Source organism: Anaerophilus nitritigenes (genome assembly GCF_004138215.1).
Classification (GTDB): domain Bacteria; phylum Bacillota; class Clostridia; order Peptostreptococcales; family Thermotaleaceae; genus Anaerophilus; species Anaerophilus nitritogenes.
Window position 1 is genome coordinate 13,731 of sequence record NZ_RYYS01000016.1, and the last position, 15,200, is coordinate 28,930.

Here is a 15,200-nt window from a genome sequence, read left to right on the forward strand (position 1 = left end):
ATATGGATGATAGAATCAGTATAGAGATTGATATAGATACTTTAAGAAGGCTAGAAGAAAGATATGGACAAAGACAGATTGAAGGAGCAAAGAGAATCATAGAAAAATACACAAACATTGTGTCTAGAGAGGCAAAACAAATTATAAATGATTATGGCTATCGTGATACGGGAAGGCTGATCAATTCAATTAAGCCTTCTCTTTTAGTGTATACAAATAAAATTCAAGGTTGGGTAAAAGCAGGAACAAAGTACGCACGTTTCATACATGAAGGAGCAGAACATGAAGGGGATGATATAGTGAAACATTTTGTTCCCTTTAGAGTTGCTCCTACTCTGCTTCAATGGGCTTTAAGACATGATGTAATTATCAAGGTAGATGGAGTGTATAGAATGTTTGATACAGGAGCTTATGTGGATCCTGCAAAAGGGGGGCTTAGGGTAACAGTAGCACCAACTAAATTCTTTAGTAAGCCTTATGAAGAAAACAAAGAAAAATTCTTACAAGAAATGAGGCAACTAATCAATGATTAAGAACTATTTTTATTCAAATAAAATTGCAGATAAGATACAAGAAATATTAGATAGAGAAATACCTGGAGATGCTGCAAAAAATATTAATACAGGGGACTTCGGTATACTTCCACCACCAGAAGAATTAGAGAAGTATCTACCAGCAATTATTATAAGTATAGAAGAAGTAGACCCTGTCATGGCAAATGAAGCTTTAGAGATACAGTATTATCCATACTATTTTAGTATTTATTATATTTATCCATATACTTTTGAATCTTTTAATGACGTGCCATCAGAGGCAAGAAATAATATTGAAAGCATTGCAAATGTATTGATGAATCATAAAACATTAGAAAATTTTATGATAGAAAAAAGTGAAAAAGAAGTAGGCGGTTTAATTCTTAGTAGCAGCATTACTAAGATTAGTTTTGAGAACATAGAAAATGAATTTTTTAGAAGTCTAAAGATTCCTGCTAGTATAGGGAAAATAAGTTATGTGATAGGCTTTAGAACCTTTAGAAGATAGGAGTGATTAAGTTGGAAACAAAAAAAATAATATTTAAAGGACTATCCCCTAGAGATAGTATTACTTACGAAGATAAAATTTTTAAAAATGGTGCAATTGTAGAAATGCCTATTAATATTGCAGACGCATATATTAAAACAAAACTTGCATATGAAATTTCTGATATGAATGAGGCAAAAAATTTTCAAAAGCTAGAAACAACTTCCATGCAAAAAAGAAAAGCAATTGAAGAAAAAGCAAAAGCTAAGAAGGGAGAAAATGAGTAATGGGAGAGAGATTATCAGAGAGTATTAATATAGGTGTTGCAGATATGACCTTTCTTCCTGAAGGAGAAGATATTCCTATTTATCTTGGGCTGACTAAGGGAGGAGTGACTCTTAAATATGAAGCAGAGTATCATACCCTTACATCAGACCAAACAGGGAAAACTCCACTAGATGATGTAGGGATAGGGGAAACAGTTACAGTAGAATTTCATCTTTTAGATACATCTTTAGAAAAAATGACAAGTGTTATGCCTACAGCATCTCCTGAAAAAGAAGGAGATCATGTGAAAGCTGTTACCTTTGGAAGAAGACCAGGATTAAGGCTTACACATCACTCAGGGAAATTAGTAATTCATCCTATATCAGCAGGACCAGGGGATTTATCAAAAGATGTAATTATTTACAGAGCAGGGAATAAAGCAGGCTTAGAACTTGCTTACAAGCTAGATGATGAATGGGTGATTCCGTGTAAATATACAGGATATTATGATGATTTTAGACCCGAAGGAGATCAATTATTCCGTATAGGTGAAGATATTCAAACAGTAGGAGAAAAAAGAGTGGTAAAGTTTTGGATTACTCCATCTAATCCAGAATTACAAGTAAGCAAAACAATAGATTTTAAAGCAAATGCTATGTTTGAAGATGGCACTACACAAGATGTAACAAAAAAGTGCAAGTGGATTAGTGCAGATGAAGAGATAGCAACTATTAGAACAAGTGGAGATAAAGCAGTAGCAAGTGCTATAAAGTCAGGAACAGTGGTTATAAGAGCTGAGTATGTTGGCTATTCAAATTCAACTACATTAGTAGTGGAGAATTAACGATGAAGTTTGAGAACACGCAAGAATTAGCACAGTTTTTTTATGAAAATGAGCATACTTTGATGGAAGAATTTAAAAAAAGCAATATTTCTGCCTTTATAGGATTTAGGGCGAGAAGTATTGCTTATTCTATTGTGAAAAATGTATTGACTACAAAAGATATACAAGCTACAGAATGTCAAATCTATAAACTAGTAGACATGATTACAATGAAAATGGAGTGTGATAAAGATGAAAAGAACTATTACAATCAATAACAAAGAAATTATAATTAGAAGTTTAAAACTTAAAGAATTAAAAAGCATGGTAAGTACTATTGGAGAAAAGATTGATGAAGTATTCAATTTTTTTGATAAAAAGAATACAAATGAAGATTTTATGGCAAATCTTCCAGTATTTATTACAGAAAATATAGATTTTATTGCAGGATATATTCTTCAGTTTACAGATATTAAAGAAGATGAAATAGATGAAATGGATGTACTTGAAATAGTAGAAATTACAAAAGAAATTCTAAAGATTAATGGAGTTGAAACGGAGAAAGTAAAGGATTTTTTTCAACAATTTTTACAGATCAGTCAAGGAAATCCAGTAAACAATCTAAAGACGGAGCAACAGTTTATAGAAACAGTACCGAATGTTTAGAAGCTCTGATCTATGGAGTGGAAGATATCCTAGCACAAGAATATAAGTGGTCCCCTAAAGATATAGATGATCTTTCTATTATAGAAATTATTAAATTTACCCAACTTATTAAAGCTAGGAATGAAATAACGATGAGAGAAAAAATTGCTGAATATAAGATTCTTCTATTGATTCATCATGCTGAGAATCCCCAAGAGTTATATGAAAAACTAGATAGTATTGAACATGATAAAGAGATAGATGAAGAAATTGGAGATTTGGATAAGCTTGAGAAATTAAGAAATAGAAGAACTTATAGGAGGTGATTGGAATGAGTTCAGATAATAGAGTCAGAGTACTCTTTGAAGCTGTTATGGACAATTTTAGAACCAATGTAGATCGTGGGATCAGAGAGGTTCTAGAAATAGGAAACGCAGGGGAAAGAGCAGGAGAACGAAGCAGGCAGGGATTTAATAGAGCAAGTCAAGGACTAGAAAATATGAATGGTCTAGCAAATAAATTTAAAGATACTTTAAAAACTATAGTAAAAATATATATAGGGAAAAAGTTTATAGATCTTGGTAAAACATTTGTTACCGAATTTGGTAAAACTAAAACAGCTTTAGGAGAAATGGCTTCTTTAGGATATGATAATGCTGAGAGTTTAGAGTATCTTAGGCAAAAGGCTATAGAATTTTCAAGTACATGGTCAGGAACAACAAGAGAAGAATTTATACAAAGTGCCTATGACATTAAATCAGGGATTGCTACCTTAACCGATGAAGGAGTTGCAGACTTTACAGAGCTTGCAGCATTAACAGGAAAAGCTACCAAGGCTACAGCAAATGAAATGACTACATTATTTGCCCAAGGCTATGGTATCTATAGAGATCTATATAATAGTGATTTTGACTTTGGAGAAAAGTTCTCAGCAGGGATAGCAAAATCAGTACAAAGATTTAGAACGCAAGGCTCGGAGATGAGTGGTTATCTTACCACGTTAGGTGCAAATGCAAAGAATGCAGGAAAAGAACTAGATGAAATTCTTTCTGTAGGAGGTCTTTTGCAACAAACCAATAGTGGATCAGAAGCTGCCACTATGTATCAATCATTTTTAAATAATGCTATGCAAGCATCTAAGAAACTTAAAATATCTTTTGTAGATCAAAACAATCAATTGCTTTCAACAGCGGAAATTATTGAAAAAATCAAAGGAAAATATGGGAATGTACTAGATGCGGTAGAAAAGAATGAGTTGTCCAAAGCTTTTGGGAGAATAGAAGCAACTAAATTTATTGATTTACTTTACAACAAGACAGAAGAATTAAAAGATGCCCAAAACGAGGTAAATAAATCTATTAATGATGGAGTTGAAGCTACTAAGAAAATGGCTGAAACTATGAATTCTGGTCCTTTAGAGAAAATTAATATTTTTAAACAAAGAGTTGCTAACGCAATGGAAAAAATAGGAGAAAAAATGGCTCCTGCTATAGATCAAGCTATGGATAAATTGTTTGAGGCTATGGATAAAGCAGAGAATGATGGAACATTTGATAATCTAGCTCAAAATATTGCTGATCTTTATAATAATTTAATTAATAAAGGAATCGAACTATTAAATCATATTGATGATATTAGTGCTACTATTAGTAATTTCACTGGATTTATTTCAGATCATTTAGATACTATCTTATTTGCTGCAGAAGCGTGGATGATTTTTAAATTTGCTATGACTGCTGGGAAAATAATTGAAGCTGTTTCAGTAGGGGTACATCTTCTTACTCTTGCAATAACAGGGCAAACTATCGCTACTGAAGGAGCAACTATTGCACAACGATTACTAAATATTGCTATAGCTAGTAATCCTATAGGAGCAATTATTACTGTTATAGGTATTTTGATTCTTGCATTATATAAACTTAATAAACATACTGGAATAGTAAAAAAGGCTTTTATAGTCTTTATTAATGTAGTAAAAGGAGCCTTTTTAATTTTTGTATATGTCTATGCATGGGGAATGAATTATGTGATTCAATTGATGTATAACTTTATATCCCTAATTCCAGGTATGGGAGAAAAGTTTAAAAGGGTATCAGAAATGTCTAAAAAATCCTTAGAAGAAATACGTAAAGAGCTAAAAAAAACAAAAGATGCTATAGTAGATGTAAACAATACTCCAATTGATATAAAAAACAATAAGAAATCAAAAGAAGAAACAGAATTGGAAAAAGAACAGAAAAAACTAAAAGCAGAAATGGACAAACTTAAGAACCTTGATGATAAACAAATAAAAAAATTAATGGATTCTGAATCTGGAGCCAGTAGTAATGGAAATTCTAATACTATTGAAAAAGTAATTAGGAAAATTACAGACAAATATAGTGATAAAGTAGATTTATATGAAAGTAGAGCGGAGCTTGCAAATAGTAAAGATGATGATGCTGGAGTAAAATTCAATAAAGAAAAAATGATTGAAGCTTTAAAACAAACAGCATCTGAATTGTTAAGGCTTGAAAATAGAAGTAGTGGGAAAGATAAAAATATAGTTGAGTCAGCTCGAAATAGAGTACTCACTAAGATAGCCAAGATTACAGAAGATATAAAAGGCGGAATTAATAAAATGGTTGGAGAGTTTAATAAGCCGTCAGAGCTAAAAGCTTTAACTAAATATGATTATGCAATTAATAATGCTAAGAATACTTTAAGTAAAACGGCTATAGTAGCACCTAATCTCACAATGTACTTAACTCTTGAAGATACTGGAGAAAAAGGGCGAGAAAAAATTCAAAGAGAGGTTATGCCTTTATTAGATATCTTCAACAACACATCTGAAACAGCTCTCAAAACCATAACTAGAAATGGATAAGCCATTTCCTAACTCTATTGAAAAAATGTAAAATATTGTTTAAAATAGAAAGGAGTTGATATCATCTAAGGGGGATCATTGTAATGAAAAGAGTAATCGGTGTAAGTTTGATAGTATTTGGTATACTTGCTGAAGTTGGTGCAATAGTCAATATAATTATAGGAGAAGCTGATTTACCTTTAGATTTAGTGATGTTATTTATTAGTCCACTAATGACTATAGTACCAGGATATTTTTTGATCAAAAATAGTACAAAAACTAAAATACAAAATGATAAACATCAAATAAAAATACAAGAAGAAATAGAAAAAATTAAAAAAGGAAGTTTACCTGAAGTAGATACAGATATTTTATTAAAAAGGTCTGAGATATGTCATTATGAACAGCCTGCTACAAGATTAGGGCAATCAACAAGAACTAGTTATGTTGGAGGATATTCAGGCGGAAGCTTTAGAATTGCTAAAGGAATAAGTATACGCACAGGATCAGGGACAAGAACACCTATAACACATCATGTTACTGATTTTTATAATGGGAGATTATTAATTACAAATGAAAGAATTTTGTTTATGCAACCACAAAAACCTTTTGAAATGCCTTTAAAGAAGGTTTCAGCTTTACAGCCATATCAAAATGCCATTGGGTTACAAAATGGTTCTACATACTATAAAATACAAGTAAAAGAGCCTGAATATGTTTATACAATTATAAAATATTGTATTAAAAGATATGCAGCATAATAAAGGACCACAATTTAGTGGTTCTTTTATAATGGGGTGATGTAGTGAAAAGATTTGCAAATATATTAACAAACCCAAAGGTAAAATTAATTCATGCTATGCAAAAATCAATAATCAAAGATACTTTTGATAATAATTTAGATGGATGGATAGGAGATACAGGAGCAGCATGGCATAAGATGACTATAGATACCAATGCAGATCAATCATCTGGACTTACTGGAGGACTGGCTTTAAATAGTGCAGGATGTTATGCCCCAGGAAGTATAGAAAAAGAAATAGAGTTATCAAACTATGGAGAGGTTGTATTCGAACATTATGTACAGAATCCAGATGAAAAAGAAGAAATCAATAAGTTGAATTTTTATATAGATGGGGTATTAAAAATGAGTATAGAAGGACCTTCTCCATGGCAAAGATGTCAACCTATTGGGTTGACTCCTGGAAAACACAAATTCAAATTTGAATATATAGTTAAAAATCCAAGTGGGAGAAAAGGAGTCTTTGATACTTTTTTAGTAACACAAGGAAAAGATGTAGATTGTATAGTGATACAAAATAATCCAGCAAAGCCAGTTTCAAATTTAGCATCTACAAAAACACTAAGAGGGTTTACACGCATTCAACAGATGTGCCAAGCAGACACAGAGATTGAATTTACGGCTTTGTTTGAGCCTATCCAGTTCCAAGATTTCATTATCCATTCTAATGAAATCTTTTATTATATTGATGAATTTGGATCATGTTATCGTGGATCATTTCCATCAAAAATTGATCCTAAGAGTATAGCTATGGATTCTTTATATACAATAAATTTAACTATGCTTGCAGCTCAAAAGGCTGGCATGGGATTTTGTTAGGGTGATTTTATGTATGGATTAACAATTGAATTATTAGAATATCTAGCAGATCACTTGCAGATTGGGGATAGATATCCTAATTCTAAAGTTATTGTAAGAAGAAAAAATAATACAGGAGGATATGAGAATTTTCCAATAAAACTTCCAGAGGTTGTATCTATCGATATAGATAGAAGATGGAACATGGCTGCTGATGAAATCAAAATCAAGATATCAAATGTTAATGGATACTACTCTCCAGATTATTGGCATTTAAATAAGTTTAAAGGAGTCCAGGAGCTACCACCTAGTGGATATACTAATACTTTAATACCTTTTAATTGCTTAGAAGCTTATTTAGGATATGGAGAAGAACTTGTAAGGCTGTTTACAGGCCAGATTCAAAGTGTAGATATTATAGAAGATAATTCTTCTCTCGATTTTACTGGAAAGAACAACTTTAGAAAGCTTCTAAAGCCTATAGATCCTGTTACTTCTCGTAGTCTTGTCTATACAAATGAAACAGCTATGAATATTGTGGTGGATTTATGCAAAAGAGCAGGAATAGAGACAATAATATATGATGCCATAGAAATCGAAGGATATGACTATTCTATTAATAAGGTAGAATTTGAATTAGGAGTTACTTTTAAAGATGCTATAGAGAAGATCCTAGATAGTATGGGACACAGAATTATTGCAGATAGATTCGGAAATATACAGGTGAAAAAACAAGAAATTTATAGTCAACATGATATCCATCATTGGGAGTTTTCTGACTATGTAAATCTAACTCAGGGAAATTATAAAATAGATCCTTCTATATTAAGAAATAGAATTATTGTAAAGTCTAAAAGCAGCTGGAAGGCTTATGAAGATCCTTTTTTAATAGAGTATTGTAATGGAGAAAAAATATCTATGGGTATAGATGTCCCATGGGCTGAAACTAACGAGCAGAAGCTAATGGTAGCAGATGCTTTTTTTATTGGCATGAGAAGGAAATTAAGACGTATTACAGTCGCAGTAGTTGGGAATCCATCTATGGACATAGGAGATTTGGTTAAAAGTGAAATGCTTACATCTGGTGCTACATCTAAATATATGATTACAGGTATTCGAACTACATTTTCTACATCTGGTTATTTTGATATGGTTGATCTTGAATTTGTAACTGGAATCAATGGGCATATCGCTGTTGAAGCAGAAGGAGATTACGGAGCTTTAGATGATAGTAATGCTAGTGGCAAAACCGTAACAATGCATCAAAGAGATGAAATTGTAGACGAGGCTATGAAATGGATAGATACCCCTTATCAATGGGGAGGAAATGTTGCTCATAATAAAAGGCACTATGGGTTTGATTGTTCTCATTTTGTGTATGTAGTCCTTAATAAATTTGGGCTTATAGATCGATATAAGGTTGCACAAGACATGAAGTCATGGGCAAAAGAAATAGATGAAAAGAGTCTAATGAAAGGGGATTTAGTCTTCTATACGAATAATAATGGAAGAGTGAGTCATGTAGCATTGTATATAGGAAATGGGAAAATTATTCATGCAGGGGGTGGCGACAGTAGTGTCACTTCAAAAGTAAGAGCAAGACAAAGAAATGCAAAGGTGAAAATTAGTGCTCTACACTATAGGAAAGGGAAAATGTATTTTGGTAGAGTACCAGGATTGTAGGTGACAACATGATTCAAGATTTTAGAGATCCTATAGAATATGTAGTCAATCAATATTTTCAAGAAAAAAAAATGATAGGTTTAAATTCTGATGGAGAAGATTCAGGATATACTCTGAATGGGTCATTTTATCAAGACGATAATCTTCCAGATGAGCCGGTATATATTATTCGAGATGAGGACAAAAGAGTAAAAAAGGTTGTCTATGGAAATGTAGATATACTCTTAGAGGATGAAGAGGCAGATCCAATCATTTGGATGGAAGAACTCATAAGGGATAATCATGGGAAAGTAGAAAAAATTAAAGTAGTATATCCAGACGGAGAAGAGTTGGTAAAAGAAATAAAAAGAAACGAAAATGGAAAGGTAGAAAAATTCGGTTAAAAGGAATGATACTATGGGGCTACCTACATATGTAACGAATTGGGATGAATTGATTGATTTGTTACAAGATCATCTTACAATAGATAATGTTCAAATCAATACAGAAGGGATAGAAGAAGCTCTTGAAAAGTATTTTCCAGATATTATCGAGCTTTTAAAGCAAATTGTAGAGAATACCAAGCCTTTAGAAGGAATTCAGAAAATCAAGGGGTTTTTAATTCAAGCTTTTAACAATACAAATGATTATATAGTAGAATGGGCAGCTCCAGAAGATATTCTTTTGACAGGAGTAACCTATTCTCAGTCTGATTTTAGATGCCAAGATAATTGGGATCTTTTTATTATTGGGGAAGAGAAGGAACTTCAATTGTTTGATAGTGTTTATGCTAAAGATTTTGGGCAGCATAAGCACTTTAATGTATTTTTCCCTGTTCCAAAAGGAACAAAAATAAAATTAGTTATGCATAATGTATCAAACAGAGAAAAGTGTGTATGGGTAGACTTTGAATATCTTGCAACAAAATTTCCAATTGACAATGGCAGTATTATCATAAAATATTTAGCTCCAAATGAAAGAAATACAGATTATATAGTTCTTTTAGAGGAAACAGTGTCTAAACCTTTAGGAACTCACATCATACAAAACACAAGAGATTTTCAAGGTTATATAAAAAAACAACCTTATGAACGAATTATTACTTTAACAGCAGATCGACCTATTAGAGTTGTTGAATTTTACTATGAAAAGAAACAAGAAAATGAAATTGACCATGATTATGATTGGAAGATCACGTTAAGATGGGAAGACAATACAAGCACAGATATAGATATGCATTGTTTTATTGATCATGATGTAACTAAGAAAGTTGATTACACACATAAAAAATATGTTAAAGATGAAGAAAATAGGATGTGGTTAGATTATGATTATAGGTCACATGGTGAAAATGGTTTTGAAAAAGAGCCAGAAATTGTAACTATTCAAGGCTTAAATTCTCATATTGCTTCTATACAAATTATTAATTTTAATGGAAAAACATTAAGAGAAGATGCATTGCTTGAAATAGAAAAAGATGATGAAGTCCGAACATCCTTTGAGATTTCGAAAGATGTATTAAATAATCATAAAGGAATTTGGGTGTGTGATATAGATTTGAATAACCAAAAGATAATACAAAAAGATATAATTTTGGATGGAGCAGGCGAGTTCCCGCAAAGTAGGTGATGTGTAAGTGGGTTTTGCAAAATATATTATAAATATAGATGAATTATTTGAAAAGTTTAATATAGAAGTGAATGCAAATATGGAAGATTTTAAGGATTACTTAGAAGGTAAACTTGATGCAATCATAGATCTTTTAAAACAAAATTTATCAAAGAAGAAAGGCATACAATCTATAAAATCTATGAGTAAAAGTATTCCAGCAATAGTCAACGATTTTATTCTTGAATATACATTTAGTGAAAATGTAATGTTAACAGGGATAACTTATTCACAAAGTGCTTGGAAAGCAGAAGATAATTTGAGTGTTCTGATAAACGGAAGCGTATTATTTGATCACGTATATACAAAAGAACTGGGAGAATATAAACATTTTCATGCAGTATACTATTTCCCTGCGAATACTACTATTACAATTATACATCATAACCATTCAGGGAATAGCAAGCTCATGTGGGTAGATATAGAATTTGTTAAATTATTTGAAGAAAATAATGTTGATCCACCAATAGAAGAACCATCAGAGCCAGAGCCAGACGATGAGGATGAGAATATCTGTAAACGTGAGTTTGAAAAAGCTTCAACTGTACAGGAAGCTATTGATTTTGCAAGAAATTGCTTAGGGATTGTTCCTAGAAATTATGAAATTAGCTTGGAGTGGGCAAATCATATTAATGAAGGTACACATCAATTATTCAGGGAATATCCATCTGTTAGGGATATAGTACAAAATTCTGAATATGAATTGGTATTTGTATTATATGAAAAAGCCCCAGAAAATAACGGATATGTGGGAGGTTATTTTCAGCCACCAACATCACAAAATAATTACAAAATGATTATTGGAGTTAATACACACTATACAGTACAGAAATCAACTAAGATGTGGGAACAATCTTTTTTATCAGGCTTTAACGCTTCAGGACATAAGTTTGCTACTATATACCATGAAGTGGGGCATTATTGCCATTTTAATAATGTTTCCATAGACCGCTGGATAGAGCTAACACAATATGACCCTGACGGATATGGGGTTGAAAAATCACCTCAACTAACCCCTACACTGGAATCTATAATTTCTCAACAAATTTCTACATATGCTACATATTGGTATCCAATTGAATTTGTTGCAGAATATTTTGCTGTATATACATTAAGAGAAAAACGCAATGGGACACAAGGATATGATCATCCGACTCTTAGAAATAAATATAATGTAAACAATGGTTTTAGACCCAATGAACTAACTTAATAAAGGAGCGATAGGTCATGTGGAAAGATGGTAAAAGTCTAATTTTTTATATTCCTTGTATGTTTTGTAAACATAAAATAAGAGGTGAACATAAGCATAAAAAAATATGCATGGCTTTTCCTGACAATATCCCTGAAAAAATTCTAACAGGAGAGCTTAGTCATTTACAACATGTAGAAGGAGATCGTGGCATTAAATATGAACCGATAGATGAAGAAACAGATTACCGTAAGATTTTCAATCAATAGGTTAAAAATAAAGTGGCAGGAGGTATATTATGAGCAGATTTAATTGGGTAGAAGGAACAACGAAAGTAAGCGAGTTTGTAAAAGCTGTAACCACAGATCTAACAAACACAGCAGAAAATAAATGGGAACTTGTATATCCTAAAAATATATCAGAAGTAGAAAACACAGCTATAATAAAAACAAAAACATCTTTTAATAAAGAGTTTTATTTAAAAATACAAAGGCCTACTGATTCTATGAATTATGTATTGATGCAAATAGGCACAGGGATGAATGATGAAAAAGATGATTTAGCAGAGAATAAAAAAAGTAATCCTGCTCGATTTGCATGGTATAGGGAAAATAACGAGTTATATTTAGGAGAATGGTTACCTGTTCAATACTGGATCTCTTTTTCGAGTGATTTTATTAACATTGTAATACAAGGAGATCCTTCGCCAGATGAAGCTCCTTATAACAATTATTTGATTTCCTATGCATACATTGGCGCCCTTGAAGGTTATGAAGGAGCAGATGAAGATACAGATTATAACTTCGGATTAACGGTAAGTAGTGATGCTCCCCCAACATTTCCAAAAGATTACGGAAATAGAACAGCATCAGCAGTTACTGATATTGCATTAGTCGGAACTAGGACAGGTACTCCTTATCAAGCACATTATCCTGGTTTTCATACATCCAATCCATGGATGGATAAAAACTTTATTTCAGGAAGTGCATGGACTCATAAATACCACTTTTCAGAAGTAACAGTTATACACGCATATGATAGGGAAAGAGGAAAGCTTCAAAATGTTTTAGTAGGAGATCGTTCTGCTATTTTTCATTTAGACGAACTCATACAAGATAAAGGAACTAAAGAAGAAAAAGTTTATAAAATGTTTAATATAAATGCTCCATATAACTTTTTAAATAATGGTCCTAATGTGTTATATGGAATAGCTATAAGAAAAAGCTAAAGAAGTGGTAATTTATGAAATTAAAATTTAGATATTCTAGTTATAATCACTATGGAAGCTATAAGTTTCGATATGATACTCGAGAAGAAATACATACAGATCAGCTTATTCAACCCGTTGTATTTTGGGGAAGTGAAATAAAAAGATGCTCAGAGTCTGTATATTTTTCTTTTATAGAAAGAAAAGTTAAATTATATCAACTCATTAAGTTTTTTCAAAAATTAGATCAATCTCATTTATTCAAAAGTACACATCAACTTTTACTTTCAAGAACAAATAATAAATACATAAACACAAGAGAAATAGATCAACTTAGACTAGATTTAGATAGAGAAGAGTATATCAGCATATTACAAGATTCTTTATTATCTCAAGATAAATGTAATGAGATTAAAAATATATTGAATCATCTAGCATTAGAAGATTTAAGAGAAAATGAAATTTACAATATATTAGAAGCTTTATTCACTAAAAAACATGAATATGAATTAATGATTTTCTTAAATCTACTTTTAAAAATAAAGTCAGAGAGGCATTTAGATGTTCTAGAAAAAACTTTTGATATGAGAATAAATATGAACAAAAAATTAATAGCATATAGAAATAAAGAAAATCTTATTTTATCGGATATAAGAAAATTGAATGAACAAGATTCCTTACATGTGTTAGAAAAAAATGACTTATTAAATTGTAAAGTAGAAATTTATTTTAAAAAATTAGAACGAGTAATTAATGAAAGTATATATGTAACACAAAATATTGTTTTAAATAAAAAAAAATATAGAGATATACTTGTTGCAAATGCACAACATACATTAATTCGAATGATAAAAGAATTGTATCGTAATGAGGATATACAAAGGTATGCTAGAAAGATAAACAAAATATATGATGAACAGCTTAAACTTGTAACACGTAATTTTGAAAAAGAGATAAAAGAGTATAATTCTTGCTTTTTAAAAAGAAAGATTGAAAAAGATTTAGAACTAAAAAAAGAAGTAGTTTTTTATATAAGAAATAACAAGAAGGATGCTTTGAGAGAAACAATAAAACTATTACTTATTGATATGCAGAAAACAATAATTTATGAATTTATTCAAAAGCTTCAAAAAGATATTGATAGAAATCTTCAATTAGATAAATCTTTATTAAATTTTGATAAAGTACAAGATCATAAAGAAATTTCAATTAAAAACAGTGAAAAATTGATCAGTAATATCAATACAAAAGAACTATTAAAAATATTTCATGAAATATTTTTGGATAAATATTTTTTTGAAGAGATTATGAAAGAATATGAAATAAAATATTTAGATAAAAAAATTATTCCTAAAGATATACAGATTTTTTTAAGAAATTTATTGAAAAAATCTATTGAAAATATACACCAAATGAATGATATCGATATAGAAAAAGATATAAAAAGTAAGCTATTAAATTTACTAAATAACCCTAGAAATTTTAAAAAGCATAAAGTAGAAGTTATTCAAGAAGTAGCAGACAAGAATAACTTTGAATGTGAACAGAGATCTCTTTCAAAAGAAGAAGTTGAAAGGGATCTTAATTTATATAAAAGATTTTGGTTTTTAAATGAAATAGATATAAAAGATTTCATGATACTACCCTGCCATGATTTTGATTATGAAAATAATTCTATAAAATTTAATGTAGATGAAATGATTCCAGAAAATCATCATTCTGTATATCCTAATGAATTTTATAAAGAAATAGATAGACATCCTATTCCTTATGGCAAAGATTTTGGACCAGATGAAATAGGAATTCCTATTAATATTCTGATTGATATAATTAATATATTTATCTTAATGTGGTGGAAGTTCTATCCTGCCTTTTGGGGATGGACAGGGACACAAGCAGTAATAGGAATTACAAAATCTATATATGACTGGATTACTCTTGAAACATCTATTCATGATATGAAAGAAAAAGAAGTAAAAGAAGCCTACGAAAGAGCTTATAGATGGATTAGGTGGGAAGCTGAAAAGATGGCTTTAAAAGCTAGAGGTAATATGGAGCTTAAAGGAAATTATTATGTAGGATTATTTTTAGAAGAGCTTATTTACTATATGACAGATCATCATTTTGATATAATGCCAATTTTCAAAGATGTAAACAAAATGGATGAATGGAGAAATAATTTTAATCGTAGTCCTCAAAATGATATTAAATGGGTTTTAGATAAAGTAAAAGGTATAAGACATAAAATAATAGATGAAAGAAAGGAAGGATAAT

The 15,200-nt window shown here is 30.7% G+C and carries 17 protein-coding genes; all 17 read left to right on the forward strand.

Translation table 11 applies throughout. From position 1 onward, the window contains the following. Nucleotides 1-2 precede the first annotated feature (2 nt). Entirely contained in the window at nucleotides 3-533 is a 531-nt protein-coding gene (locus EK368_RS01825) for an HK97 gp10 family phage protein (RefSeq protein WP_129596028.1), read from the forward strand. Further along, nucleotides 526-1,041, forward strand: a complete 516-nt coding sequence (locus tag EK368_RS01830) for a hypothetical protein (RefSeq protein WP_129596029.1) — start codon at nucleotides 526-528, stop codon at nucleotides 1,039-1,041. The genes EK368_RS01825 and EK368_RS01830 overlap by 8 nt, the downstream gene beginning before the upstream one ends. An 11-nt stretch (nucleotides 1,042-1,052) precedes the next feature. Further along, on the forward strand, nucleotides 1,053-1,307 hold the full coding sequence (locus EK368_RS01835; RefSeq protein WP_129596030.1) for a hypothetical protein: 255 nt from the start codon (nucleotides 1,053-1,055) through the stop codon (nucleotides 1,305-1,307). Next, on the forward strand, nucleotides 1,307-2,131 hold the full coding sequence (locus EK368_RS01840) for an Ig-like domain-containing protein (RefSeq protein WP_129596031.1): 825 nt from the start codon (nucleotides 1,307-1,309) through the stop codon (nucleotides 2,129-2,131). The genes EK368_RS01835 and EK368_RS01840 overlap by 1 nt, the downstream gene beginning before the upstream one ends. A gap of 2 nt (nucleotides 2,132-2,133) precedes the next feature. Next, nucleotides 2,134-2,388 (forward strand): hypothetical protein, encoded by a 255-nt coding sequence (locus tag EK368_RS01845; RefSeq protein WP_129596032.1) that lies wholly within the window; start codon nucleotides 2,134-2,136, stop codon nucleotides 2,386-2,388. Further along, the gene (locus EK368_RS01850; protein WP_129596033.1) at nucleotides 2,363-2,776 is read left to right on the forward strand and encodes a hypothetical protein; all 414 of its coding nucleotides are present in this window, start codon (nucleotides 2,363-2,365) and stop codon (nucleotides 2,774-2,776) included. The genes EK368_RS01845 and EK368_RS01850 overlap by 26 nt, the downstream gene beginning before the upstream one ends. A 17-nt stretch (nucleotides 2,777-2,793) precedes the next feature. Beyond that, nucleotides 2,794-3,081, forward strand: coding sequence for a hypothetical protein (locus EK368_RS01855; RefSeq protein WP_129596034.1), 288 nt, complete (start codon nucleotides 2,794-2,796; stop codon nucleotides 3,079-3,081). A gap of 5 nt (nucleotides 3,082-3,086) precedes the next feature. Further along, nucleotides 3,087-5,621, forward strand: a complete 2,535-nt coding sequence (locus EK368_RS01860; RefSeq protein ID WP_129596035.1) for a phage tail tape measure protein — start codon at nucleotides 3,087-3,089, stop codon at nucleotides 5,619-5,621. 83 nt (nucleotides 5,622-5,704) lie between these two features. Beyond that, nucleotides 5,705-6,361: a hypothetical protein gene (locus tag EK368_RS01865; protein WP_129596036.1), complete on the forward strand. Its 657-nt coding sequence runs from the start codon at nucleotides 5,705-5,707 to the stop codon at nucleotides 6,359-6,361. A 44-nt stretch (nucleotides 6,362-6,405) separates the two neighbouring features. Next, nucleotides 6,406-7,221 carry a hypothetical protein gene (locus EK368_RS01870; RefSeq protein ID WP_129596037.1) on the forward strand — a complete coding sequence of 272 codons (816 nt, stop codon included), beginning with the start codon at nucleotides 6,406-6,408 and terminating at the stop codon, nucleotides 7,219-7,221. A 9-nt stretch (nucleotides 7,222-7,230) separates the two neighbouring features. Beyond that, nucleotides 7,231-8,883: a C40 family peptidase gene (locus EK368_RS01875; protein WP_129596038.1), complete on the forward strand. Its 1,653-nt coding sequence runs from the start codon at nucleotides 7,231-7,233 to the stop codon at nucleotides 8,881-8,883. Between the two features lie 8 nt (nucleotides 8,884-8,891). Further along, a complete protein-coding gene (locus EK368_RS01880; RefSeq protein WP_129596039.1) occupies nucleotides 8,892-9,266 on the forward strand; it encodes a hypothetical protein in 375 nt (124 codons plus the stop codon). A gap of 13 nt (nucleotides 9,267-9,279) precedes the next feature. Next, nucleotides 9,280-10,491 (forward strand): hypothetical protein, encoded by a 1,212-nt coding sequence (locus EK368_RS01885; protein ID WP_129596040.1) that lies wholly within the window; start codon nucleotides 9,280-9,282, stop codon nucleotides 10,489-10,491. A 7-nt stretch (nucleotides 10,492-10,498) separates the two neighbouring features. Then, nucleotides 10,499-11,740 (forward strand): hypothetical protein, encoded by a 1,242-nt coding sequence (locus tag EK368_RS01890; protein WP_129596041.1) that lies wholly within the window; start codon nucleotides 10,499-10,501, stop codon nucleotides 11,738-11,740. Between the two features lie 17 nt (nucleotides 11,741-11,757). After that, nucleotides 11,758-11,988, forward strand: a complete 231-nt coding sequence (locus EK368_RS01895; RefSeq protein WP_202976408.1) for a hypothetical protein — start codon at nucleotides 11,758-11,760, stop codon at nucleotides 11,986-11,988. A 29-nt stretch (nucleotides 11,989-12,017) separates the two neighbouring features. Then, complete coding sequence (locus EK368_RS01900) at nucleotides 12,018-12,947, forward strand: hypothetical protein (RefSeq protein ID WP_129596042.1); 930 nt, start codon at nucleotides 12,018-12,020, stop codon at nucleotides 12,945-12,947. 14 nt (nucleotides 12,948-12,961) lie between these two features. After that, nucleotides 12,962-15,199, forward strand: a complete 2,238-nt coding sequence (locus EK368_RS01905; RefSeq protein ID WP_129596043.1) for a hypothetical protein — start codon at nucleotides 12,962-12,964, stop codon at nucleotides 15,197-15,199. Nucleotide 15,200 lies beyond the last annotated feature (1 nt).

Coding starts and splice junctions, on each gene's coding strand:
- EK368_RS01825 (WP_129596028.1), top strand. CDS start 3: ATGGATGATAGAATCAGTATAGAGATTGATATAGATACTTTAAGAAGG.
- EK368_RS01830 (WP_129596029.1), top strand. CDS start 526: ATGATTAAGAACTATTTTTATTCAAATAAAATTGCAGATAAGATACAA.
- EK368_RS01840 (WP_129596031.1), top strand. CDS start 1,307: ATGGGAGAGAGATTATCAGAGAGTATTAATATAGGTGTTGCAGATATG.
- EK368_RS01845 (WP_129596032.1), top strand. CDS start 2,134: ATGAAGTTTGAGAACACGCAAGAATTAGCACAGTTTTTTTATGAAAAT.
- EK368_RS01850 (WP_129596033.1), top strand. CDS start 2,363: ATGAAAAGAACTATTACAATCAATAACAAAGAAATTATAATTAGAAGT.
- EK368_RS01860 (WP_129596035.1), top strand. CDS start 3,087: ATGAGTTCAGATAATAGAGTCAGAGTACTCTTTGAAGCTGTTATGGAC.
- EK368_RS01865 (WP_129596036.1), top strand. CDS start 5,705: ATGAAAAGAGTAATCGGTGTAAGTTTGATAGTATTTGGTATACTTGCT.
- EK368_RS01875 (WP_129596038.1), top strand. CDS start 7,231: ATGTATGGATTAACAATTGAATTATTAGAATATCTAGCAGATCACTTG.
- EK368_RS01880 (WP_129596039.1), top strand. CDS start 8,892: ATGATTCAAGATTTTAGAGATCCTATAGAATATGTAGTCAATCAATAT.
- EK368_RS01885 (WP_129596040.1), top strand. CDS start 9,280: ATGGGGCTACCTACATATGTAACGAATTGGGATGAATTGATTGATTTG.
- EK368_RS01895 (WP_202976408.1), top strand. CDS start 11,758: ATGTGGAAAGATGGTAAAAGTCTAATTTTTTATATTCCTTGTATGTTT.
- EK368_RS01900 (WP_129596042.1), top strand. CDS start 12,018: ATGAGCAGATTTAATTGGGTAGAAGGAACAACGAAAGTAAGCGAGTTT.
- EK368_RS01905 (WP_129596043.1), top strand. CDS start 12,962: ATGAAATTAAAATTTAGATATTCTAGTTATAATCACTATGGAAGCTAT.